The sequence below is a fragment of the Mycobacterium shigaense genome (assembly GCF_002356315.1).
Lineage (GTDB): Bacteria > Actinomycetota > Actinomycetes > Mycobacteriales > Mycobacteriaceae > Mycobacterium > Mycobacterium shigaense.
In genome coordinates this window covers 4,672,274-4,696,291 of the sequence record NZ_AP018164.1, presented here as the reverse complement: position 1 = coordinate 4,696,291, position 24,018 = coordinate 4,672,274, and the positions used below count along the sequence as shown (strand labels likewise).

Here is a 24,018-nt window from a genome sequence, read left to right as displayed (position 1 = left end):
ATTGTCTACTTCTGGCGCTTGCGGTAGCGAACCTTCGCGGGGCGGGCCAGCTGCACGACCATCTTGGAGTGGTCGTTGTGGTAACTGTTGGCCGGCTGCGCCATCTCGAACTCATACTCCCGCAACAGAACAGAGAAGATCGCCTTGATCTGCATCTGGGCGAAGGCGGCACCCACGCAGCGATGCCGGCCCGCGCCGAACGGGATCCACGTCCACCGATTGACGACGTCGGCCTGCTCGGGCTTGTTGTAGCGATCCGGCTCGAATTCGTCGGGGTCGGGAAAGTCCTCGGGGATGCGGTTGCTGATCGCCGGGGAGGCGGCGACGAAATCGCCCTTGTGAATCGGGAAGCCCTCCACCTCGAATTCTCCCTGGGCCACCCGCATCAGGATGATCAGCGGCGGGTGCAGGCGCAGCGTCTCCTTGACCACGTTGTCCAACTTCGGAATCTGACGCAGCGCATGGAAACTCACCTCCTGCCCGTCGGCGTAGAGGTCGTCGAGCTCCTTGGCCACCTCGGCGTAGACGTCCGGATGGCGGATGAGCTCGATCAGCGTCCACGACGAGGTACCCGAGCTGGTGTGGTGGCCGGCGAACATCAGCGAGATGAACATCCCGGTGATCTCGTCGGCGGAAAAGCGGGGATTTCCCTCTTCGTCTTTGATCGACACCAGGACGTCGAGCATGTCGCGGTCGCTCTTGTCCTTGGGCGGGTTGGCGATTCGCTGATTCATCACGCCTTGCACCAGTTCGACCAGGCCCACCCGGGCCTGATCCCGGATCCGGAAGCTCTCGATGTCCAGGTAGGCATCGACGTAGCACAGCGGGTCGGTTCCTCGCTCCAACAGGTGGTAGTACTCGGCGAAGCGATGGTCGAGCTGGTTGCGGAACTTCACCCCGATCAGGCACGCCGTCGAGGTGTAGATGGTCAGCTCGGCGAAGAAGTCGAGCAGTTCGATCTCGCCCTCGTCGCCCCAGTCGGCGATCATCCTCCTGACTTCGTTCTCGATGGTCGCGGCGTGGCCCTTCATGTGCTCACCCCGCAGCGCGGTGTTGTGCAGCATTTCGGCACGCCGTTCGGGGCTCGCGTCGAACACCACGCCCTTGCCGAAGATCGGCGTCATGAACGGGTAGGCCTCAGCCTGGTCCAGATCCTCATCGGCGGATCGGAAGAAGAATTCGTTGGCGTTGGCGCCAGACAACAGGATCACGTGCTTGTCGGCCAGCTGGAACCACCCGACGTCGCCGCATTCCTCGCGGACGCGCTTCATCAAACCGATCGGGTCGGTGCGAAATTCCTCCAGGTGGCCATGCTCTTCCTCGCCGCCGGAAACCCGCGGCACGATCGCGGTGGTCATGTGCTCACTCCTCCTCGGCGCGCGTTCCTCGCGCCGCATCGTCGTATCGCGAAGCAGTCACTGTCCTGGCATCCCTTCTTCGCCGAGCGCCAGCTTCTGGCGGTCTCGGTTGTCGGCCAACGGGGCTTCGGGCTGAAGCTCCATGCTTGCGATGAAGCCGCCGCGGGGCGTCTCGGCGACGAACGTGATGGCGCGTCCCAGGTCCGCCGCACGCAGGAAGTAGTCGTGGCGGGCCTGGCCCCACTTGGCCCAGTCCTGAAGCGCCGGACCGATCTTTTCGGCCGGAAGGCTCCAGCCCATCGATGTCTTCGTCGGACCGGGGTGCACGATCGAGGCCCGCACGCCGGTGCCCTCGAGCTCCATCTGGAAGTTGGTGACCATCGCGAGGAGTGCCGCCTTGGCGGCGCCGTAGGCGCCCATGTGCGGTCGCTGGCGCAGCGCCACATCGGATCCCACGAAGATGAGGTCGCCGCGCTGCCGTTCGAGCATGCCGGGCAGCACCGCTGCGGCCAGCCGGTTGGCGCCGACGAGGTGGATCTGCAGCTGCGACTCGAACTCGTCGGTGGTGATCTCGGCGAGCTTGCCGAAGTAGGTATCGCCGGCGCCGGCCACCAGTACCTCGATCTCGCCTAGGGCATCGACCGACTGCGCGACAAAGGATTTCACCGAGTTGGGATCGGTGACGTCCAGATGGAAGCCGACTGCTTCGCCGCCTTCGGCGTTGATCTTGCCGACGATGTCGTTGAGCTTTTCGACTCGTCGGGCGCCGAGGGCGACCGGAAAGCCATGCGCGGCAAGCTCGATGGCGGTAGCCTCTCCGATCCCGGAGGAGGCGCCGGCCACGATGGCCGGCCGGCGTTCGGGCAGGGGGGCAAAGCGAGGCATCAGCGGGTCTCCACGGTAATCGGTAGATGAGCGAATCCGCGGACATTGCTCGAGTGGACGCGGACGGCGTTGGCCTCGTCCACTTGATATCCGCGGATTCGCTTGAACAACTCGGTCAGCGCCACGCGCGCCTCCATCCGGGCCAGGTGGGCACCCAGGCAGAAGTGCGCGCCGCTACCGAAACTCAGCAGCTTAGGTCCGATTTCGCGTCCAATCACGTAGTCGTCCGGGTTGTCGAAGGCCCGTTCGTCACGGTGTCCGGACCCGGGCAACAGCAACAGGATGTCGCCATCGGGAATCGTGGTGTCGTAGAGCGTCAGCTCGCCGGCGACGGTGCGCGCCAGGATCTGGCTGGAGGTGTCGTAGCGCAGGGTCTCCTCCACCCACGCCGGTACCAGCTCGAGGTCGGCGTACACCGAGGCGAGCTGGTCGGGGTTCTTGTGGCCCCAAAATGCGGCATTGGCAAGGAGTTTGGTGGTGGTCTCGTTGCCGGCGATGACCATCAGGAACATGAAGCCGATGATTTCGTCTTCGGTCAGCCGGTCGCCGTCGATCTCGGCCTCCAGCAGCGCCGAGGTCAGGTCGTCGGTCAGCTCCGTGCGCCGCTCGGCCACCATCTCCTGGTAATAGACGATCAGGTTGATCGACGCCTCGACCGCCGAAGCCGGCACGTCGGTGACGCCCTCGTCGCGGTGCATGACGGCGTCCGCCCAGGCGCGCACCTGGGCCCGGTCCGGCTCCGGCACCCCCATGAGTTCGGAGATGACGTCCATGGGCAGCTTGCCGGCGAACTCGTCGACGTAGTCGACCGTCCCGTCCTGGGCCTTCGCCAGCATCGTGTCGAGATGTTGGCGGGCGATCTCGGTGACGCGCGGTTCGAGTTCGCGAATCCTCCTGGGCGTGAAGCCTTTTGACACCAGTGTGCGTAGCCGCAGGTGTGCGGGATCGTCCATGGCGAGAAAGCTCATCGTCTTGGAGGCGTGCGGTCCGCGCGAGGCCGGATCCAGCGAAACGCCGTACTTGTTGGAAAGCGTCGTGCTGTTGCGGAAGCCCCGATGCACGTCGGCATGCCGAGACAGGGCCCAAAAGCCCAGCTTCTCGTTGCGGTACAGCGGGGCCTCGTCGCGCAGCCGCTTGTAGTACGGATACGGATCCTCGTGGAAGTCGTAGTCGTAGGGATCGAGGACCAATTCGTGGTCTCCAACATGCAGGGTCATCGAGTTGTTGTCTCCTGGTTTGTCTCGCCGGCGCCGGGCAGGATCAGACTCACTACGTAGGCCAGCCGGTCGGCGATCTGGTGATACGTGAACTGGCCGCTGCCGGCCTGCACCAGGGCGCCGAAGAACGTCATCTCGAGCGCGGACACCGTGCTGGGATCGGCACCGGGGCCGATGGCGGTCGCGATGCGGCGGTGGATCTCCGCGCCGATCCGGTCGCGCACGGAACCGACCGCGGGGTCGGTGCCGCCGCCGAGCAATGCAATAGTGCACGCCGCCCCGACCTCCGGTTCGTCGGCGACGACGAGGGCCAGGTGGCGCAGCACCTTGTCCACCCGCACCGGCATGGGGTCGTTGACGTCGGTGAAGAAGGGGACCTGCCGGACCAGGTCGAGGTAGACCTCGGCGATCAAGTGGTTCTTCGACGAGAAGTAGGTGTAGGCCGTGGCCGGGGCGACCTTCGCGCGGGCGGCCACCGCGCGCACCGTCAGGTCGCCGTACGACTTCTCCCGCAACGTTTCGATGCCGGCGGCGAGCACCTTGCGGAAGGTCTCCTCCTGACGGCGGTTGCGTGGCGCCTGACCCGTCGGTTGCTCAATCTGGGCTGCGACCGTAGCCAGGGCATCGCTGGACACATGTCCAAGCTATCGGATGAGGGGGAAGCGAAGCAAGCGCGACCCAACAATATGCGGATTAATAAGGTGTTTTCCGGGCGTTCCGGTTGACAGCAGAGATAGGCTCTTGCACCGCCGACGACCCGAAGGCTATCGTGCGGTGGGGCTATATCGGACAACTGTCCACCGGACGGACGGGCTCTTGATCCGCGGGATTCGCCCCCTTGGATTCATCACGCACAGACAGGAGCGGGAGATGGCCTTATTGGCCGACGGCGTCAGCGGACTCTTCATCGACGGCAAGGTATCGACGGGCAGCGCCGGCACCTTCCCGACGATCAACCCGGCCACCGAGGAAGTGCTGGGCGTTGCGGCCGACGCCGACGCCGGCGACATGGACCGTGCCATCGAAGCCGCGCGCCGCGCCTTCGACGAGACGGACTGGTCGCGCAACACCGAACTGCGGGTGCGGTGCGTGCGCCAGCTGCGCGAGGCGATGCAGCAGCACCTCGAAGAACTGCGCGACCTGACGATTGCCGAAGTGGGCGCGCCGCGGATGCTCACGACGATCGCCCAGCTCGAAGTTCCCGTGAACGACTTGGCATTCGCGGCCGACACCGCCGAATCGTATGCGTACAACCAGGATCTCGGCCAGGCATCGCCGATGGGGATACCGACGCGGCGTACCATCGCTCGCGAGGCCGTTGGTGTCGTCGGCGCCATCACCCCGTGGAACTTTCCCCACCAGATCAACCTCGCCAAGATCGGCCCCGCGCTGGCCGCGGGCAACACCGTCGTGTTGAAGCCGGCCCCCGACACCCCGTGGTGTGCGGCCGTGCTGGGCGAGCTCATCGCCGAGCACACCGACTTTCCCCCCGGCGTCATCAACATCGTCACGTCCAGCGACCACAGCGTGGGCGCGTTGTTGTCGAAAGACCCTCGGGTGGACATGGTTTCGTTCACCGGGTCGACCGCCACCGGCCGCGCCGTGATGGCCGACGGCGCCGTGACCATCAAGCGTGTCTTCCTGGAGCTGGGCGGCAAGTCGGCATTCATCGTCCTCGACGACGCCGACTTGGCCGGGGCGGTGGGCGTGGCCGGGTTCTCGGTCTGCATGCACGCAGGGCAGGGGTGCGCGATCACCACCCGGTTGGTGGTGCCGCGGGCGAAGTACGACGAAGCGGTGTCCATCGCGGCCGCGACGATGGGCGGCATCAAGGCCGGCGACCCCACCGACCCCGGAACCATCTGCGGCCCGGTGATTTCGGCGCGTCAGCGCGATCGGATCCAGGGCTACCTGGACTCGGCGATCGCCGAGGGCGGGACGTTCGCGTGCGGTGGCGGCCGGCCCGCCGACCGCGAGGTCGGTTTCTTCATCGAGCCCACCCTGATTGCCGGGCTGGGCAACGACGCCCGCGTCGCGCGCGAGGAGATCTTCGGCCCGGTACTGACGGTCATTCCGCACGACGGCGACGACGACGCGATCCGCATCGCCAACGACTCGCCATACGGGTTGTCGGGCACCGTGTTCAGCACCGACCCGGACAGGGCGGCCCGGGCGGCCGCGCGGGTCCGCGCCGGAACCATCAATGTCAACGGCGGCGTGTGGTATTCGGCCGACGCGCCGTTCGGCGGTTACAAGCAGTCCGGAAACGGTCGCGAGATGGGCCTGGCCGGTTTCGAGGAGTACCTCGAGACCAAAACCATTGCGACAGCGGTCTAACCAGAGGAGCTGAACACATGAGATTCGAGAACAAGGTGGGCATCGTCACCGGCGCCGGCGGCGGTATCGGTCAGGCGTACGCCGAAGCGCTGGCCCGCGAGGGTGCCGCGGTCGTCGTCGCCGATATCAACCTGCAGGGCGCCGAGAAGGTGGCCGACGGCATCAACGGCGAGGGCGGTACCGCGCTGGCTCTGCCCGTCGACGTGTCGGACCCGTTGTCCGCCAAGGAGATGGCCGACCGCACACTGGCGGAGTTCGGCGGCATCGACTACCTGGTCAACAACGCGGCGATCTTCGGCGGCATGAAGCTGGACTTCTTGATCACCGTCGATCCCGAGTATTACAAGAAGTTCATGAGTGTGAACCTCGACGGCGCACTGTGGTGCACCCGTGCGGTCTATAAGAAGATGGCCAAGCGTGGCGGCGGCGCGATCGTCAATCAATCCTCGACCGCGGCATGGCTGTATTCGAACTTTTACGGGCTGGCCAAGGTCGGCATCAACGGACTCACCCAGCAGCTGGCCACCGAACTCGGCGGCCAAAATATCCGCATCAACGCCATCGCGCCGGGCCCGATCGACACCGAGGCCAACCGGTCCACGACGCCGCAGGAGATGGTCGCCGACATCGTCAAGGGAATTCCGTTGTCGCGCATGGGGCAGCCCGAGGACCTGGTCGGTATGTGCCTGTTCCTGCTCTCCGATGAGGCGTCCTGGATCACCGGGCAGATCTTCAATGTCGACGGCGGGCAGATCTTCCGGTCATGACTGAACAGTTGACGCTGGGTTACATCGGCCTGGGTAACATGGGCGCGCCGATGGCCACGAAGATGACCGAATGGCCAGGCGGGGTAACGGTTTACGACATCCGTACCGAGGCGATGACTCCGCTGGTCGAGAAGGGTGCCCGCATCGCCGACAGCGTCGCCGACATCGCCACCGCCGACATCGTCCATATCACGGTGCTCAACGACGCCCAGGTGCGCGAGGTCGTCGGCGAGTTGGCGGCCCACGCCAAGCCGGGCACCGTCATCGCGATCCACTCGACGATCAGTGATACCACCGCGATCGAGTTGGCCGCCCAGCTCAAACCGCAAGGCATCCATATCGTCGACGCGCCCGTGAGCGGCGGGGCGGCCGCCGCGGCGGAGGGCAAGCTCGCCACCATGGTGGGCGCCGAGCGCGAGGTCTACGAGAAGATCAAGCCGGCCTTCAAACACTGGGCGGGGATGGTGGTCCATGCCGGCGAGCCGGGTGCCGGGACGCGAATGAAGCTGGCTCGCAACATGTTGACATTCACGGGCTTCGTGGCGGCCTGCGAAGCGATGAAGCTGGCGGAGGCGGCTGGGCTGGATTTGCAGGCGCTGGGCCGGGTGGTGCGCCACACCGACGCGCTCACCGGCGGCCCGGGCGCGATCATGGTGCGCGAGGATATGAAAGATCTTGAGCCGGAAAACTTTCTGTATGGCTCCTTCGTGCACACCCGCGGCCTGGGGGAGAAGGATCTGAGCCTGGCACTGGCCCTTGGCGAAGCCGTCTCGGTCGACCTGCCGCTGGCCCGGCTAGCGTATGAGGGGCTGGCGGCCGGCCTCGGGGTGCCGCACACATGGAAAGAGGCATAAATGGACGAGCTGCGCCGCAAGGGCCTCGAGAAGATGAACGAGGTCTACGGCTGGGAGATGCCCAACATCGAGGGCGACGCGTACTTCGATCTGACCGTCGACCACCTGTTCGGCTCCATCTGGACGCGGTCGGGTCTGTCGATGCGCGACAAGCGCCTCATGACGCTGACGGCGGTGACCGCGATCGGAAACCGCGACCTGGCCGAGATTCAGATCAACGCCGCCCTGCTTAACGGCGAACTCAGCGAGACCGAGCTGAAGGAGATGGCCGTCTTCCTCACGCACTATCTCGGGTTCCCGCTGGGTTCGGCACTCAATGGCGCGGTCGATGCGGTCGTGACCAAGCGCAGGAAGGCCGCGGCCAAAGGCGCCGAGGAGGACAAGAAGGCCAACGTCGAGGGTGCGCTGAAGATGCACTCCGGGAAGGCCGGCGACTAGGCCGGTGCCTGATCGATCGGCCCGCTAGAGTGACGTGTCGTGCGGGTTCTGGTGATCGGTTCGGGTGGTCGTGAACATGCCCTGCTGCTGGCTTTGCGGAGAGATCCCCGGGTCACCGGACTGGCCATCGCCCCCGGCAACGCCGGCACCGCGCGGATCGCCGAGCAGCACGCCGTGGAACTCACCTCCGGCGACGAGGTCGTCGCGCTGGCCCGCGAGGTCGGGGCGGACTTGGTGGTCATCGGACCCGAGGTGCCGCTGGTGCTCGGTGTGGCCGATGCCGTGCGCGCCGCGGGAATAGCATGCTTCGGTCCCAGCAAGGATGCCGCGCGCATCGAAGGTTCCAAGGCCTTCGCCAAGGCCGTCATGGATGCGGCGGGCGTGCGGACCGCCCGCAGCGAAATCGTCGACAGCCCAGCCAAGTTGGACGCCGCACTCGACCGGTTCGGGCCGCCGGCCGGCGACCCCGCCTGGGTGGTCAAAGACGACGGCCTGGCGGCGGGCAAGGGTGTGGTGGTGACGGCGGATCGAGACGCGGCGCGTGCGCACGCGGCCGGTCTGCTCGACGACGGACACCCGGTGCTGCTGGAGTCGTTTCTGGATGGCCCGGAAGTGTCGCTGTTCTGCGTGGTGGACGGCGAGACCGTCGTGCCACTGTTGCCCGCCCAGGACTTCAAGCGCGTCGGCGAGGGTGACACCGGCCTGAACACCGGCGGCATGGGGGCCTATGCGCCGCTGCCCTGGCTGCCAGAAGGCGTGCTGCACGACATCGTCAGCGGAATCGTGGAACCTGTTGCGGCCGAACTGGTCAAGCGGGGCAGCCCATTCTCCGGCCTGTTGTACGTCGGGCTCGCCATCACCGCGAAGGGCCCGGCGGTGGTCGAATTCAACTGCCGCTTCGGCGATCCTGAGACGCAGGCCGTGCTCGCCCTGCTGGACTCGCCGCTGGGCCAGCTACTGTATGCCGCCAGCACCGGTACATTGGCCGACTTCGGCGAGCTGCGCTGGCGCGACGGCGCTGCGGTGACGGTGGTGCTGGCCGCCGAGAACTATCCCGGACGTCCCCGGGTCGGCGATGTCATCACCGGATGCGAGGCCGACGGGGTGCTGCACGCGGGCACGGCCCGCCGCGACGATGGCGCGATCGTCTCGTCGGGCGGACGGGTGCTGGCGGTAGTCGGCACCGGTGCGGACCTGTCCGCGGCACGCGACCAGGCCTACCAGATCATGAGCGCAATTCGGTTGCCCGGCAGCCATTTCCGCGGGGACATCGGTCTCGCCGCGGCAGAGGGCAAGGTCAGCGTCTAGGACGCCCTCAAAATCCCACGGCCTGGCCGTCGCGGCGCGGGTCGCTCGCCGCGAGATAGCCGTCGTCGAGGCGCCAGATCGCCTGGCAGCTGCCGAACGCGTCGTAGTCGTCGACCGTCAACAGGTCGTGCCCGCGCTGCCGCAAGTCGTCTAGTGTCGACGGCGGGAAGCCGGCCTCGCAGCTGACCTGCATGCCCTGCACCCAGCGAAACCGCGGACCGTCGCAGGCCGCCTGCGGGTTTTGCCCGTAGTCGGCGATGCGGACCATCACCTGCACGTGGCCCTGGGGCTGCATCGGACCGCCCATCACCCCGAAGCTCATCACCGGTGCGCCGTCCCTGGTGACGAAGCCCGGGATGATCGTCTGGTACGGCCGCTTGTTCGGACCGACCTGATTCGGATGTCCGCGATCTGCAACGAAACCCGCCCCGCGGTTGTGTAGCGAGATACCGGTGCCCGGCACCACCACGCCGGAGCCGAATCCCAGGTAGTTGGACTGGATCATCGACACCATCACCCCCGAGGCATCGGCAGCGGTGAGGTACACCGTGCCGCCCTTCGGGGTGCCCGCCGATGCCGGCCTCGCCTGGTCGCGGTCGATCAGGGCGGCCCGCTGCCGCAGGTACTCGTCGTCCAGCAGGTCTTGGGGGCGCACCGGCATGTGATCGGTGTCGGCGACGTACGCCTGCGCGTCGGCGAAAGCCAGCTTGAGCGCCTCGATCTGCAGATGCACGCTGGCCGCGGAATCGACTGGCAGCGAAGACATTTCGAAGTGCTGGAGGATGCCGAGCGCGATCAGCGCCACGATGCCCTGGCCGTTGGGTGGTATCTCGTGGACCGTGTAACCGCGGTAGCTGGAGCTGATAGTGCCCACCCAATCGGCGCGATGCGCCGCGAGGTCGTCGGTACGCAGCACGCCGCCGTTGGCGCTGGAGTGCGCCTCGAGTTTTTCCGCGAGGTCGCCGCGGTAGAACGCCTCGCCGTTCGTCGTGGCGATGCGCTCCAGCGTCGCCGCATGGTCCGGAAGCCGGAACAACTCGCCGGCCTTCGGTGACCGTCCAGCGGGCAGAAACGCCTCGGCGAAGCCCGGCTGGGATTCGAACATCGGCACCTGAGCCGCCCATTGCGCGGCGACCGTCGGCGAGACCAGAAAGCCGTTGCGGCCGTAGGAGATCGCGGGTTCGAACAGTCGCCCGAAAGGGAGCCTTCCGAACTTAGCGTGCAACTCGACCCACGCCGAGACGGCCCCGGGCACGGTCACCGAATTCCAGCCCGCCACGGGAATCGGCCTGTTGCCGAAGTACTCGGGCGTCCACGCCGCGGGCGATCGGCCGGAGGCGTTGAGGCCGTGTAGTTCCCGGCCGTCCCAGACGATCGCGAACGCGTCCGAGCCGATGCCGTTGGACACCGGTTCCACCAGCGTCAGCGTGATCGCGGTGGCCACGGCCGCGTCGACGGCGCTGCCGCCCTCGGCAAGCATCCGCAGGCCGGCTTGAGCGGCCAGCGGTGCAGACGTGCATACGGCGTTGGCCGCCAGGATGGGCTTGCGCGGCCAGGCATAGGGAAAGGTCCAATCGAACGACGCGCTCACGTCCGCGAGCGTAACGCCAGGGCTCAGGCCGTCAGCAACGGCGCCATCCAGGTCAGCTCCGCCGGCAGCTGCGAGCTCCAGAATTCCCCGTTGTGGCCGCCGGGGGAGAAGCCGCCCGCGGGCGGGTTCGGCAATTGGGCGATGAACTGCTTGGTGGCGCCGTAGAACGGGTCGCTGTCGCCGCAGTCGATCCGGATCGGAATGGAGGCCAGCGCCGGCATTCCGAACACCGAATTCGCCGCGAAGTCGTCGGGGCCGTCGAAGGCGCCGGGTGCGGCCGCCTCGGACGACGTCCACAACGCCGGGCTCACCGCGCAGATGGCCGCGGTGCGCGCGGGTCCCAGCCGGCCCCCGAGCAGCAGCGCGCCGTAGCCGCCCATCGACCAGCCCAGGAACGCCACCCGCGAGGTGTCCAGACGCTGGCCGCCCAGCATCGGGATCAGCTCATCCAGCACCATGGCCCCGCTGTCCTCGCCGGACGCCCGCTTATGCCAGTAGCTGCCGCCGCCGTCGACGGCGACCACCGCAAACGGCGGTAGCCCGGCGTTGACGGCCTGCGCGAGGCCCTGCTCGACACCGCCGGCCATGACGGTGGCGGCGTCGCTGCCCTTGCCGTGCAGGGCGATCACCGGGCGCAGTGCCTTGGTCTGGCCGGGCGGTCGCGCGATCGCCCAATTCGTCGGTATCCCGCCGCGGGCCGCCGACACGAAGGACCCGGTTGTCATGGTGGGCGCCGGATCGCCCGGGGGGGCCGGCTCCAGCGGCGCGGGCGGCGCCAACCGAACCTGGGTGCTGGCGGTCGAGACCGGGATGGCCCGCGTTTTCTGGGATCTGAGCAGGTCTTCCAGCGCAAATCCACCGGCCGCTCCGACAACGACTCCGGCGCCGAGACCGAGCACGGCGCGGCGGCTGAAGTCGGGCATGCGGGCCATCATGCCATGGCCGTTTGGCCGAAATGGCAATGCAGTACCATTTTCACTGGCACTATGTTCAGGCGTGACTGCAGCCGCCACTCCGAAAGGAGAACGTCGACGCTACGCCCTGGTGAGCGCCGCCGCTGAGCTGCTGGAGGAAGGCGGATTCGAGGCGGTGCGCCATCGAGCGGTCGCGCGCCGGGCCGGTTTGCCGCTGGCCTCCACGACGTATTACTTCTCGTCTCTCGATGACTTGATCGCCAAGGCGGTCGAACATATCGGGATGATCGAGGTGGCCCAGCTGCGGTCGCGGGTCGCCGCGTTGTCGCGCCGCCGCCGCGGACCCGAGGCCACCGCCGAGTTGCTGGTCGATTTGCTGGTGGGCGATATCGACGGTCCTGGACTCGCCGAGCAGCTGACCTCGCGGTACGAACGGCACATCGCCTGCACCCGCCTGCCCGCGCTGCGCGACACCATGCGCCGCAGCCTGCGTCAGCGTGCCGAGGCCGTGGCCGACGCCCTCGAACGATCGGGCCGGAACGTGCATGTCGAATTGGTCTGCACGCTGATCTGCGCTGTCGACGGTTCCGTGGTGTCCGCCCTGGTCGAGGGCCGCGACCCGCGCGCGGCCGCGCTCACCACGATGGTCGACCTCGTCGAGGTGCTGGCACCCATCGACGAGCGACCCGTCCGGATTTAATCCGGCCGCGGGCTGACCAGGTCCGCGGGCAGCGACGGAGTCACGATATGGCCTGTCGCGGGGTCGCCGTAAATCGTGATGTCGGCCGGGCGGCGCTGTGCGTACAGCGCCACATAGGCGCACACCACGGCGTCGATCGGGTCCTCGGCGCGGCGCAGTTCGCTTTTCCGTCCTGCGGCGACGACCTGTCGGTGCAGCTCGTTCCAGTCGGCGTTGTCCGCGACACGCAGCGGGACGGCGGCGCGCCCGAGTTTTTCGATGCCGTCCATCAGCAACAACAGCTGTGATCTGAGCTGCTCGAGGCTGCGGCCGGGTTTCGCCTTGTATTTCAGGGTCCGCTGCAGCCGGAACAGCGCGACGGTGGCCGCGTGCGGGTAGACCTCGATCGCGCGCCGCGCAATCGAAGACCGCGGGTCGATGTCGAGGTCCAGAGCCTCGGCCAGCCGCCCCGCGCGCGGACCGTCCGCGAATTCCGGCTTACCGGTGTTGCACGGATGGGTGCCCGCTTCGAACCTGCGGAAGTCTCGGTTGAGTGCGGTCTCGGCGGGGCGCTGTCCGGTGGGGTTGGTCACCACCAGCGGAGCGTCGAATCCGACCACGCAATCGCCTCGCACGAACGGCCGCAGCGCGGCCAGGATGTCGGTGTCGTGGCGGACGGCGCCGACGGTCACCAGACGGCCCCCGGAGTCGACGACTGCGACGCCGGTCGGATTTCGGCCCGCCCAGGCCAGGTCGACTCCGGCGAAGTACATCCGCACAGGGTACGACCCGGCACCAACCCCGGCGCCACATCCGTGTCTGCGGCAAGGGATGTCGGTGGTGCTCGCCTGCGAGCGACAATGCGTGGCGTTGCGGGCGGCCCTGGTGACGGACACGGCGAGTTGTCGCTCGGAGGCGGGCAAACCGGGTGCCGGCCAAGCCGGCAGTGTCCACTGGCAGGTCGCCGACCGTAAGCTGTGTGTTTGTGAGCATTCCGAACGTGCTGGCCGCCCGCTACGCCAGCCCCGAGATGGTCGCGATCTGGTCGCCGGAGGCCAAGGTCGTCGCGGAGCGGCGGCTGTGGCTGGCGGTGCTCCGGGCACAAGCGGAGCTGGGTGTCGCGGTGCCGCCCGAAGCGATCGCCGACTACGAGCGAGTGCTCGAGGACGTGGATTTGGCCTCGATCGCGAATCGCGAACGCGTGCTGCGCCACGACGTCAAGGCCCGTATCGAGGAATTCAACGCCCTGGCCGGCCACGAGCACGTGCACAAGGGGATGACCAGTCGGGACCTCACCGAGAACGTGGAGCAGCTGCAGATCCGGCGGTCGCTGGAATTGGTCTTCTCGCACGGGGTCGCGGTGGCGGCGCGGCTTGCCGAGCGGGCGACGACCTACCGCGATCTGGTGATGGCGGGCCGCAGTCACAACGTGGCCGCACAGGCCACCACGTTGGGCAAGCGGTTCGCCTCGGCGGCCCAGGAGGCGCTGGTCGCGTTGACGCGGCTCCGCGAGCTGATCGACCGCTACCCGCTGCGCGGCATCAAGGGACCGATGGGCACCGCGCAGGACATGCTGGACCTGCTGGACGGCGACGCGACGAAGCTTGCCGAACTCGAGCGGCGCATAGCCGAATTCCTCGGATTTGCAACGGTTTTGACCAGCGTCGGGCAGGTGTACCCGCGATCGCTGGATCACGACGTCATCTCCGCGCTGGTGCAGCTGGGCGCCGGGCCGTCGTCGATGGCGCACACCATCCGGTTGATGGCCGGCCACGAACTGGTCACCGAGGGATTCGCGCCGGGACAGGTCGGCTCGTCGGCGATGCCGCACAAGATGAACACTCGCAGTTGCGAACGGGTCAACGGATTGCAGGTCGTGCTGCGCGGCTACGCGTCGATGGCCGCCGAACTCGCCGGTGCACAGTGGAACGAGGGCGACGTGTTCTGCTCGGTGGTGCGCCGAGTCGCCTTGCCGGACGGCTTCTTTGCCGTCGACGGTCAGATCGAGACGTTTCTGACCGTGCTCGACGAGTTCGGCGCCTATCCCGCGGTGGTACAGCGCGAACTCGACCGCTACCTGCCGTTCCTGGCAACGACCAAGGTGTTGATCGCCGCCGTGCGCGCCGGCATGGGCCGCGAAGCCGCGCACCACGTGATCCGCGAACACGCGGTCGCGACGGCGCTCGCGATGCGCGAACAAGGCGCCGAGCCGGACCTGTTGGATCGGTTGGCCGGCGACGAACGGCTACCGTTGGATCGGGCTGCGCTGGACGCCGCGCTGGCCGACAAGCAGGCGTTCATCGGTGCCGCCGGCGATCAGGTGGACGAGGTGGCCGCGGCGGTCGACGAGTTGGTGAGCCGCTACCCGGACGCGGCCAAGTACACCCCAGGAGCGATCCTGTGACGCTCGCCGGCGCGCTTGCGGAGATCGACCTCACCGATCTCGACAACTTCGCCAACGGGTTTCCTCACGAGCTGTTCGCCGTACACCGTCGCGAGGCGCCGGTGTACTGGCACGCGCCGACCGACAACACCCCGGACGGCGAGGGCTTCTGGTCGGTGGCTACCTACGCCGAAACGCTTGCCGTGCTGAAGGATCCGGTGGGCTATTCCTCGGTCACCGGCGGCCAACGGCCGTATGGCGGGACGCTGTTGCAGGACCTGTCCATCGCCGGCCAGGTGCTCAACATGATGGACGACCCGAGGCATTCGCAGATTCGCCGGCTGGTCAGCTCCGGGCTGACGCCGCGGATGATCCGCCGCGTCGAGGACGACCTGCGGGGCCGGGCGCGCCGGCTGCTGGATGCGGTCAAGCCCGGCGAGCCCTTCGACTTCCTGGTCGACATCGCCGCCGAATTGCCCATGCAGATGATCTGCATCCTGCTGGGAGTGCCTGAGTCCGAACGGCATTGGCTGTTCGAGGCCATCGAGCCGCAGTTCGACTTCGGCGGCTCGCGCAAGGCCTCGCTTTCGCAGCTGTCTGCCTCCGAAAGAGACGCAGCGGCCGGATCGCGGATGTACGACTACGGCCAGCAGCTGATCGCGTCCAAGCGCGCCGAGCCGACGGACGACATGTTGTCGGTCGTCGCCAACGCCACCGTCGACGAATTGAATGGCCCGGTCCCGTCCGATCTCGAGGTGTATCTGTTTTTCAGCCTGCTGTTCAGCGCCGGTGCGGAGACCACCCGCAACGCCGTGGCGGGCGGCCTGCTGGCGCTGGCCGAACACCCCGAGCAATTGCGCGCGCTGCGTGCCGACCGCGACATGCTGCCGAGCGCGGTCGAGGAGATGGTGCGGTGGACCTCGCCGTCGCCGTCGAAGCGCCGCACCGCCACCCGCGACCTGATACTCGGCGGCCGGCAGATCGAGGCCGGCCAGAAGGTCCAGGTGTGGGAGGGCTCGGCGAACCGCGATGACGCCGCCTTCGACCGCGCCGATGAGTTCAACATCGCGCGTAAACCCAACCCCCACTTGGGCTTCGGTCAGGGTGTGCACTATTGCCTTGGCGCGAATCTGGCTCGGCTGGAACTGCGGGTTCTCTTCGAGGAGCTGCTGGCGCGGTTCGGCGCGGTGCGGGTTGCGCAGCCGGTCGAATGGACTCGCAGCAATCGGCATACGGGCATCCGTCATCTCGTCGTGGAACTGCTCGAGGAACGGTGAGGCTCCCGGCCGCCGGGCGGGCGGTCGTCAACCCGCGCGAAGTTTGATACCGGCAGCGCGCAGCTCCAGCGCCGCCAGGGCGCGGATGGCGACCGGATCCTCGTGACGCCAGGCGCCGACCGGATCGGGGCTGACCGCGGCCAACCTGCCCGGCGATCGGTTGGCCAGCGCACGCAGCGCCAGGAGTTGTTGACCCGCCGGGGTCGCGGCCAGGGCGGTCACCGTCCATTTGCGCCGCAAGAAACGCAACCGCAGAAACAGCCAGGGCATGGTGACCGCAAGAATCGGTGGCGAGGCGACGGCCAGCGCAAGCAGGACCGCGAGCCAGCCGGCCGTAGTGCCCAGGCTGTGGCCCGCGTCGGCGAGGTCGGCGGCCGCGTCACCCGCGGCGACCAGCGGTGTGCTCACCGCGTCGCCGACCAACGGAATGTGCTGGGCGCCGTGACCCGCTGACGCCAGGCTGCCGGCTATGCCCTTTGAGCCGCTTTCCAGTTGGTGGCCCGCATCGGCGATGGTCGAGATCGCGTCGTGCACGGCGAGGCCGACGAATACCCAGATCACCGTCCACAGCGAAATGGTGACGTCGCTGATCAGTTGGCCCAACAGGCGAAGGGGTCTGGTGGAGTAGGGCAAGAACCGCGTCATAACGTCGATATCAGCACAGCTCGCAGCCAAGTGTCGCCGCGGTGCCCGTTAGGCTGACCCGATGCGTCCTGCACTGTCCGACTACCAGCATCTGGCCAGCGGGAAGGTCCGCGAGCTCTACCGCGTCGACGACGGCCACCTGCTGCTGGTCGCCTCCGACCGGATCTCCGCGTTCGACTACGTCTTGGACAGCGTCATCCCGGACAAGGGCCGCATCCTGACCGCGATGAGCGTGTTCTTCTTCGGCCTCGTCGAGGCCCCCAACCATCTGGCCGGGCCGCCCGACGATCCCCGCATTCCCGACGAGGTGCTCGGGCGCGCCCTGGTGGTGCGCCGGCTGGAGATGTTTCCGGTGGAGTGCGTGGCCCGCGGCTACCTGACCGGTTCGGGGTTGCTCGACTATCAGGCGACCGGCAAGGTCTGCGGGATTGCGCTGCCGCCGGGCCTGGTAGAGGCCAGCAGGTTCGCCACGCCGCTGTTCACTCCGGCGACGAAAGCCGCGCTGGGCGACCACGACGAAAACATCTCGTTTCCGCGGGTGATCGAATTGGTGGGCGCCGTGCGCGCCAACCAGCTGCGCGACCGCACGTTGCAGACATACGTGCAAGCCGCCGATCATGCCCTCACGAAGGGAATCATCATCGCCGACACCAAGTTCGAGTTCGGCACCGACGCCAACGGCGACCTGGTACTGGCCGACGAGATCTTCACGCCGGACTCCTCGCGATACTGGCCCGCCGCGGATTACCGAGCCGGTGTGGTCCAGACCAGCTTCGACAAACAGTTCGTGCGCAACTGGCTCATCAGCCCGGAATCGGGCTGGGACCGCCACGGCTCGCAACCGCCGCCGCCGCTGCCGCCCGACATTGTCGAGGCCACCCGCGACCGCTATATCAATGCCTACGAACGGATCTCCGGCTTGAAATTCGACGACTGGATCGGTCCGGGCGCATGACGGAGCCGATCGCCCGCCCCCCGGTGCCGCCCGTCGCCAAGCGCGTCGACGCTCGCCGCGAGCACCACGGCGACGTCTTCATCGACCCCTACGAATGGCTGCGCGACAAGGAAAACCCGGAAGTCATCGCCTATCTGGAGGCGGAGAACGACTACGTCGACCAGACAACGGCACACCTGGAACCGCTGCGCAAGCAGATCTTCGGTGAGATCAAGGCTCGCACCAAAGAGACCGATCTGTCCGTGCCGACCCGCCAAGGCGACTGGTGGTACTATTCCCGCACCTTCGAGGGGCAGCAGTACCGCGTCCAATGCCGTTGTCCGGTCGCCGATCCCGACGACTGGGATCCGCCCTTCCTCGACGAGAACACCGATATACCCGGCGAACAGGTTCTGCTGGACTCGAACGCCGAGGCAGAGGGCCACGACTTCTTCGCCTTGGGGGCCGCCTCGGTGAGCCGAGACGCCAACCTGCTCGCATATTCGGTCGACACCGTCGGCGACGAACGGTACACCCTGCGGTTCAAGGACTTACGCACCGGCGAACAGCTCGCCGACGAGATCGCCGACATCTCCGCCGGCGTGACCTGGGCCGCGGACAACCGGACCGTCTACTACCTGACGCTGGACGCCGCGCACCGACCCGACAAGGTGTGGCGGTACCGGCTGGGGTCCGGCGACCCCCCGGAGTTGGTGTATCACGAAGCCGACGAACGATTCTGGCTCGACGCGGGGCTCACCCGCAGCGAGGCCTACGTGCTCATCGCCTCGGGATCGTCCATCACCTCGGAAGTGCGCTACGCCGATGCCGCCGACCCGAACGCGGAGTTCACCGTGGTGCTGCCGCGCCGAGACGGCGTCGAGTATTCGGTGGAGCACGCGGTGGTCGGGGGACAGGATCGCTTCCTGATCCTGCACAACGACGACGCGGTGAATTTCACGCTGGCCGAGGCCCCCGTCACCGACCCGACGCAGCAGCGCACCTTGATCGCGCACCGCGACGACGTTCGCCTCGAGGGAGCCGACGCCTTCGCCGACCATCTGGTGATCAGCTATCGGCGGGCAGCGTTGCCGCGAATCCAGCTGTGGCCCATCGGTTCCGACGGCGAGTACGGCGAGCCCGAGGAGATCGCATTCGACTCCGACTTGATGTCCTCGGGCTTGGGCGGCAATCCGAACTGGGTGTCGCCGAAGCTGCGGATCAGGGCGGGATCGCTGGTCACGCCGCTGCGGGTCTACGACATCGACCTGCGCACCGGCGAGCGCACCTTGCTGCGCGAGCAGCCGGTACTCGGCGACTACCGGCACGACGACTACGTCGAGCGACGCGACTGGGCGCTCGCCGATGACGGCACCCGGATACCCGTGTCGATCGTTCATCGCGCTGATGTCGAATTCCCGGCGCCCACACTGCTCTACGGATACGGTGCCTATGAAAGCTGCACCGACCCGGCATTTTCCATCGCACGGCTGTCGCTGCTGGACCGGGGCATGGTGTTCGTGATCGCCCACGTCCGCGGCGGCGGCGAGATGGGCCGGCTGTGGTACGAGCACGGCAAGCTGCTGGAGAAGAAGAACACCTTCACCGATTTCGTCGCGGCCGCAAGGCATTTGGTTGATGCTGGAGTGACCCGCCCGCAACAGCTGGTGGCGTTGGGTGGCAGCGCAGGCGGATTGCTGATGGGCGCGGTGGCCAACCTGGCCCCGGAGTTGTTCGCCGGAATACTGGCGCAGGTGCCCTTCGTCGACCCGTTGACCAGCATCCTGGATCCCTCGCTGCCGCTGACCGTCACCGAGTGGGACGAATGGGGAGACCCGTTGCACGACAGCGCTGTTTATGAATACATGAAATCGTATTCCCCCTATGAAAACGTCGAGGCCAGGCGGTATCCCGCCATCCTGGCGATGACGTCACTCAATGACACCAGGGTCTACTATGTGGAGCCGGCCAAATGGGTGGCCGCGTTGCGGCATGCCAACGGTGACGGCAGCCCGGTGTTGCTCAAGACCCAGATGGCGGCGGGCCACGGTGGCGTCAGCGGTCGCTACCGGTCATGGGAGGAAACGGCATTCCAATACGCCTGGTTGCTGGCGGCCGCCGGTGGCGACCGCCGTGGCGGCGGCAAGGACTAGGCATCCGGTCGCCCGACCGCGATGATGTCGGGCGTTAGCATCGCCGGCTTCTTCGGCAGGAACCACGCGGGGATGACCGTCGCCGCCACCAGCACCATCGCGATGACGAATACGGTTGTGTACGCGTGGGACAGGTCGTGGAGCAGATCGGCCGCGAAGCCCGGGGCCAGCGGCTGCCGCGGCACGGCGGACGGGTCGACCGGCACGCCCGCGGCGGCCTTCTGTTGCAGCACCGCGAGTTTGTTTGCCGCGACGATGTTTTCGCTTCGATTGAACTGGTTGGTCAGCACCATCGACATCATCGCCGTCCCGACCGACCCGCCCACCTGATGGCTGACGCTCATCAGCGTGGTGCCGCGGGCGATGTGTTCGGGCGACAGCGCCTGCACCGACGCGACCGACAGCGGCATCATGGTGCACCCCATCCCCAGCCCCGTGACCGCCAGCGCGATCAGCATCGTGGGCTGGTAGTGAACCTGCCTGGCCACACCGAAGGCGAAGGTGCCCAGGCCGGCGACGATCAAACCGATACCGACTAGCACGATCTTGCCGGGTCCCTGCCGGTCCACCAGCGGCCCGGTCAGCCGCATGGTCAGCATGGCGCCGAGTCCCTGGGGGATCAGGTGCACGCCGGCTTGCATCGGCGTGTATTGCCACACCTGTTGGAAATAGCTCGGCAGCAGCAGGCCGGCGCCGAAAAAGCTGCCCGCGAAGATCACCATCGTCACGTTGGCGTGCGTGATCACCGGGTTGGCGAACAACCGCAAGTCGATCAGCGGGTGATCGGCGCGGCGTAGGGCGTGCACCACGAACGCGGCGATCAGCACCAGCCCGATCGCCGCCGGTATCAGGACGCGGCGATCCGCCACCGTCCCGCAGCGGGGAACGGACGACACCGCGAACAGGAACGTCGCCAGCCCGGGCGACAGCAACAGCGCGCCGACGACGTCGAACGTTTCAGATCGCGCCGGGTGATCCCGGGGAAACACGACCGCCGCCAGCACGATCGTGAGAATGCCGATCGGCAGGTTGATCAGGAAGATCCACTTCCAGCTGGACGTGTCGATGAGCCAACCGCCCAGGATCGGACCGGCGATCGGGGCGAGCAGCATGGGGATGCTCAGGATGGACATCAGGCGGCCGAGCCGCAGGGGCCCCGCCTCGCGGGTCAAGATCATGAAACCCAGCGGCAGCAGCATGCCGCCGCCCACACCCTGGATGACGCGAAACACTATGAGTTGCAAGATAGTTGTGGCCAGAGCGCACAGCAGCGAGCCCAGCAGGAACGCGACGACCGAGCCCACGAACAGCCGTTTGGTGCCGAAGCGGTCGGCCGCCCAACCGGTCAGCGGAATGACCGTTGCCAGCGCGAGCGTGTAGCCGGTCATCGTCCACGCGACGACGGCCTGGGTGGAACCGAACTCGGCTATGAATGTTCGTTGCGCGACGCTCACGACGGTGACGTCGAGGATCGCCATGATCGTGGCCAGGATGCAGACGCCAGAGATACGCAGCAGCGCGGCATCCAGCTTGTCGGGGTAGCCACCCGCACTCGCACCCGCGCCCGGCGGCCGGGCGGGGATGGCGGACAGCGGTGCGTCGGCCGCTGCGGAGTGGGCCTTCTCCATGGCGTTGCTTAGCATATCGAATTGATTTCCCGCCCGGGCGTCGGTCGTCGTTTGCTGGCGGCGCGCCGGGCGACCCGTCGCCCAACGGTGTTGCGCGAGTCCGGCAATCGAGCCGCCGACGGGGCTGTGAGCGGTGCCGCAGCCGGCCCGATATATGCCTGCAGTCTGCGTGTACTTCACCGTTTCGACATCTGAACTCGTCAAACTGCGGATGTGTCTGGAAAATTGATCGTCTCCGTCTCAGGGATTGGCGAGCGCACCCTGGCCGACGTCGAGGCGTTCTGCGCACAGATGGACGCCCGCAAGGTCCCGGTGTCGCTGCTGGTGGCCCCGCGGCTGGCAGGCGACTATCGGCTCGACCGCGACCCGCACACCGTCGACTGGCTGGCCCAGCGTCGGGCCGGTGGCGACGCGATCGTGCTGCACGGTTACGACGATGCGGCCACCAAGAAGCGGCGCGGCGAGTTCGCCATGCTGCGCGCACACGAGGCCAACCTGCGGCTGATGGCCGCGGACCGGGTGCTCGAGCACCTCGGACTGCGTACCCGGCTGTTCGCCGCGCCGGGCTGGGCGGTATCGCCCGGCGTGGTCAAGACGTTGCCGGGCAACGGTTTTCGGCTGCTCGCCGACCTGCACGGGATCACCGACCTGGTCCGGCACACCACGGATCGCACACGCGTATTGGGCATCGGGGAGGGCTTCCTGACCGAGCCGTGGTGGTGCCGCATGGTGGTGCTGTCCGCCGAGCGGATCGCCCGCCGCGGTGGCATCGTGCGGGTGGCCGTCGCTGCGCGTCAGCTCCGCAAGCCCGGGCCGTTGCAGGCGATGCTGGATGCCGTCGATCTCGCCTCGATGCACGGTTGCACGCCGACGGTGTACCGGTGGCGGTCGGACAAGGCCGTCCTCGACGCCGCCTGACTGAGCCGTCTGATTAGTTTCCCAGCTCGGGCAACTAGGGTTGCGGCATGAGCGATTCTTCGGCTGCGGGGTTCGTCGCGGACGTGATTGTGGTCGGAGCGGGGCTGTCGGGCCTGGTAGCCGCGTGTGAGTTGGTGGACCGCGGCCTGCGGGTGCTCATCCTCGATCAGGAAAACAGCGCCAATTTGGGCGGCCAGGCGTTCTGGTCGTTCGGGGGTCTGTTTTTCGTCGACAGCCCCGAGCAGCGTCGTCTCGGCATCCGCGACAGCCACGAGCTCGCGTTGCAGGACTGGCTGGGGACAGCCGGTTTCGACCGCGAAGAGGACTACTGGCCGCGGCAGTGGGCGCACGCGTATGTCGATTTCGCCGCGGGGGAGAAGCGCAGCTGGCTGCGCGACCGGGGGCTGAAGATCTTTCCCCTGGTGGGCTGGGCCGAGCGCGGCGGGTATGACGCGCTGGGCCACGGCAACTCGGTGCCCCGGTTCCACATCACCTGGGGCACCGGGCCGGCGCTTGTCGACGTCTTCGCGCGCCAGCTTCGCGACCGCACGGCGGTCCGCTTCGCGCACCGGCACCGGGTCGACGAGTTGATCGTTGAAGGCGGCGCGGTGACCGGGGTGCGGGGTAGCGTGCTGGTGCCATCGACCGAAGCGCGTGGCGTGCCATCGTCGCGAAAAGAATTGGCGCAGTTCGAATTTCGTGCGTCTGCCGTGATCGTTACCAGCGGCGGTATCGGCGGCAATCACGAGCTAGTGCGCAAGAACTGGCCCAAGCGAATGGGCCGCGTCCCCGAGCAGCTGCTGAGCGGGGTGCCCGCCCACGTCGACGGTCGGATGATCGCGATCTCGCAGCAGGCCGGCGCGAGGGTGATCAACCCCGACCGGATGTGGCACTACACCGAGGGCATCACCAACTACGACCCGATCTGGCCGCTGCACGGCATCCGCATCATTCCGGGGCCGTCATCGCTCTGGCTGGACGCGTCCGGCAAGCGGCTGCCGATTCCGCTGTACCCCGGCTTCGACACGCTGGGCACGTTGGAGTACATCAGCAAATCGGGATTCGACTATACCTGGTTTGTGTTGAACCGCAAGATCATTGAGAAGGAGTTCGCCCTTTCCGGACAGGAGCAGAATCCCGATCTGACCGGCCGGAGCGTGCGCGAGCTGGTCCGCAACCGGGCCAGTTCCGGGCCGCCGGGACCGGTGCAGGCGTTCATCGACCGCGGGGTCGATTTCGTCACCGCCGATTCGCTGCGCGAACTGGTGAGCGCGATGAACACGCTGCCCGGTGTCCAGCCCCTGGACTACGCCACCGTGGAATCCGAGGTGACCGCGCGCGATCGTGAGGTGGCCAACAAGTTCAGCAAGGATGGCCAGATCACCGCGATTCGCGCGGCGCGCACCTACCTCGGCGACCGGTTGGGCCGGGTGGTCGCCCCGCACCGGCTCACCGACCCCAATGCCGGGCCGCTGATCGCGGTGAAGCTGCACATCTTGACCCGAAAGACGTTGGGCGGCATCGAAACCGACCTGGCCGGCCGGGCGCTCAAGGCCGGCGGCACCCCGATCACCGGCCTGTACGCGGCCGGCGAGGTGGCCGGATTCGGCGGCGGCGGTGTGCACGGCTACCGCGCCCTGGAGGGCACTTTCCTGGGTGGCTGCATCTTTTCCGGCCGGGCCGCCGGTCGCGGGGCGGCCGACGACATCGCCTGACGCGCCGTCGAACTCCG

Annotated in this window: 21 protein-coding genes; 12 read left to right on the top strand and 9 right to left on the bottom strand. The window is 67.4% G+C overall.

The annotated features are described in order from the left end of the window. Window positions 1-5: 5 nt before the first annotated feature. Genes MSG_RS22025 through MSG_RS22010 form a run of 4 tightly spaced genes read right to left on the bottom strand, consistent with a single transcriptional unit; the run spans window position 6 to window position 4,095 of the window. Window positions 6-1,358, bottom strand: coding sequence for a cytochrome P450 (locus MSG_RS22025; RefSeq protein WP_096443009.1), 1,353 nt, complete (start codon window positions 1,356-1,358; stop codon window positions 6-8). A gap of 57 nt (window positions 1,359-1,415) precedes the next feature. Then, on the bottom strand, window positions 1,416-2,243 hold the full coding sequence (locus MSG_RS22020) for an SDR family oxidoreductase (RefSeq protein WP_096443007.1): 828 nt from the start codon (window positions 2,241-2,243) through the stop codon (window positions 1,416-1,418). Then, window positions 2,243-3,460 (bottom strand): cytochrome P450, encoded by a 1,218-nt coding sequence (locus MSG_RS22015; RefSeq protein WP_096443005.1) that lies wholly within the window; start codon window positions 3,458-3,460, stop codon window positions 2,243-2,245. The genes MSG_RS22020 and MSG_RS22015 overlap by 1 nt, the downstream gene beginning before the upstream one ends. After that, window positions 3,457-4,095, bottom strand: a complete 639-nt coding sequence (locus MSG_RS22010; RefSeq protein ID WP_096443003.1) for a TetR/AcrR family transcriptional regulator — start codon at window positions 4,093-4,095, stop codon at window positions 3,457-3,459. Before MSG_RS22010 ends, MSG_RS22015 begins: the two co-directional genes overlap by 4 nt. Before the next feature lie 235 nt (window positions 4,096-4,330). On the opposite strand from MSG_RS22010, the gene MSG_RS22005 reads away from it, so the two are divergent. The 5 genes from MSG_RS22005 to purD are packed head-to-tail and all read left to right on the top strand — an operon-like array spanning window position 4,331 to window position 9,164. Next, window positions 4,331-5,797, top strand: a complete 1,467-nt coding sequence (locus MSG_RS22005) for an aldehyde dehydrogenase (protein ID WP_096443001.1) — start codon at window positions 4,331-4,333, stop codon at window positions 5,795-5,797. A gap of 17 nt (window positions 5,798-5,814) precedes the next feature. Continuing rightward, complete coding sequence (locus MSG_RS22000; RefSeq protein ID WP_096442999.1) at window positions 5,815-6,564, top strand: SDR family oxidoreductase; 750 nt, start codon at window positions 5,815-5,817, stop codon at window positions 6,562-6,564. Continuing rightward, complete coding sequence (locus MSG_RS21995) at window positions 6,561-7,418, top strand: NAD(P)-dependent oxidoreductase (RefSeq protein WP_096442997.1); 858 nt, start codon at window positions 6,561-6,563, stop codon at window positions 7,416-7,418. Before MSG_RS22000 ends, MSG_RS21995 begins: the two co-directional genes overlap by 4 nt. Beyond that, a complete protein-coding gene (locus MSG_RS21990) occupies window positions 7,419-7,856 on the top strand; it encodes a carboxymuconolactone decarboxylase family protein (protein WP_096442995.1) in 438 nt (145 codons plus the stop codon). It abuts the gene before it with no gap. 39 nt (window positions 7,857-7,895) lie between these two features. Further along, entirely contained in the window at window positions 7,896-9,164 is a 1,269-nt protein-coding gene (gene purD / locus MSG_RS21985) for a phosphoribosylamine--glycine ligase (RefSeq protein WP_096442993.1), read from the top strand. A 7-nt stretch (window positions 9,165-9,171) separates the two neighbouring features. Here purD and MSG_RS21980 read toward each other — a convergent pair whose 3' ends face one another. Both MSG_RS21980 and MSG_RS21975 read right to left on the bottom strand, forming a co-directional pair. Next, a complete protein-coding gene (locus tag MSG_RS21980; RefSeq protein WP_096442991.1) occupies window positions 9,172-10,755 on the bottom strand; it encodes a gamma-glutamyltransferase family protein in 1,584 nt (527 codons plus the stop codon). 23 nt (window positions 10,756-10,778) lie between these two features. Beyond that, entirely contained in the window at window positions 10,779-11,690 is a 912-nt protein-coding gene (locus tag MSG_RS21975; RefSeq protein ID WP_096442989.1) for an alpha/beta hydrolase-fold protein, read from the bottom strand. Between MSG_RS21975 and MSG_RS21970 the strand changes: the two genes are divergently transcribed. Continuing rightward, a complete protein-coding gene (locus MSG_RS21970) occupies window positions 11,689-12,369 on the top strand; it encodes a TetR/AcrR family transcriptional regulator (protein WP_096444725.1) in 681 nt (226 codons plus the stop codon). The two genes, MSG_RS21975 and MSG_RS21970, sit on opposite strands and share 2 nt — an antisense overlap. Here MSG_RS21970 and MSG_RS21965 read toward each other — a convergent pair. Continuing rightward, window positions 12,366-13,121, bottom strand: a complete 756-nt coding sequence (locus MSG_RS21965) for a DUF429 domain-containing protein (protein ID WP_096442987.1) — start codon at window positions 13,119-13,121, stop codon at window positions 12,366-12,368. The genes MSG_RS21970 and MSG_RS21965 overlap by 4 nt on opposite strands. 212 nt (window positions 13,122-13,333) lie before the next feature. Here MSG_RS21965 and purB point away from each other — a divergent pair, with 212 nt between their 5' ends. Together purB and MSG_RS21955 are read left to right on the top strand one after the other, a co-directional pair. Continuing rightward, window positions 13,334-14,752 carry an adenylosuccinate lyase gene (gene purB / locus MSG_RS21960; protein ID WP_096442985.1) on the top strand — a complete coding sequence of 473 codons (1,419 nt, stop codon included), beginning with the start codon at window positions 13,334-13,336 and terminating at the stop codon, window positions 14,750-14,752. After that, window positions 14,749-16,008: a cytochrome P450 gene (locus tag MSG_RS21955; RefSeq protein WP_096442983.1), complete on the top strand. Its 1,260-nt coding sequence runs from the start codon at window positions 14,749-14,751 to the stop codon at window positions 16,006-16,008. Before purB ends, MSG_RS21955 begins: the two co-directional genes overlap by 4 nt. A gap of 27 nt (window positions 16,009-16,035) precedes the next feature. On the opposite strand, the gene MSG_RS21950 is transcribed toward MSG_RS21955, so the two are convergent. Then, window positions 16,036-16,653 (bottom strand): hypothetical protein, encoded by a 618-nt coding sequence (locus tag MSG_RS21950; RefSeq protein WP_096442981.1) that lies wholly within the window; start codon window positions 16,651-16,653, stop codon window positions 16,036-16,038. A 61-nt stretch (window positions 16,654-16,714) separates the two neighbouring features. Between MSG_RS21950 and MSG_RS21945 the strand changes: the two genes are divergently transcribed. Together MSG_RS21945 and MSG_RS21940 are read left to right on the top strand one after the other, a co-directional pair. Beyond that, on the top strand, window positions 16,715-17,608 hold the full coding sequence (locus MSG_RS21945) for a phosphoribosylaminoimidazolesuccinocarboxamide synthase (RefSeq protein ID WP_096442979.1): 894 nt from the start codon (window positions 16,715-16,717) through the stop codon (window positions 17,606-17,608). Then, window positions 17,605-19,740 (top strand): S9 family peptidase, encoded by a 2,136-nt coding sequence (locus MSG_RS21940; RefSeq protein WP_096442977.1) that lies wholly within the window; start codon window positions 17,605-17,607, stop codon window positions 19,738-19,740. Before MSG_RS21945 ends, MSG_RS21940 begins: the two co-directional genes overlap by 4 nt. On the opposite strand, the gene MSG_RS21935 is transcribed toward MSG_RS21940, so the two are convergent. Further along, on the bottom strand, window positions 19,737-21,383 hold the full coding sequence (locus tag MSG_RS21935) for a DHA2 family efflux MFS transporter permease subunit (protein ID WP_232011100.1): 1,647 nt from the start codon (window positions 21,381-21,383) through the stop codon (window positions 19,737-19,739). The genes MSG_RS21940 and MSG_RS21935 overlap by 4 nt on opposite strands. A gap of 198 nt (window positions 21,384-21,581) precedes the next feature. Between MSG_RS21935 and MSG_RS21930 the strand changes: the two genes are divergently transcribed. Further along, window positions 21,582-22,286: a DUF2334 domain-containing protein gene (locus MSG_RS21930; protein ID WP_096442973.1), complete on the top strand. Its 705-nt coding sequence runs from the start codon at window positions 21,582-21,584 to the stop codon at window positions 22,284-22,286. A 47-nt stretch (window positions 22,287-22,333) separates the two neighbouring features. After that, window positions 22,334-24,001, top strand: coding sequence for an FAD-binding dehydrogenase (locus MSG_RS21925; RefSeq protein ID WP_096442971.1), 1,668 nt, complete (start codon window positions 22,334-22,336; stop codon window positions 23,999-24,001). The last annotated feature ends 17 nt before the right edge of the window (window positions 24,002-24,018 follow it).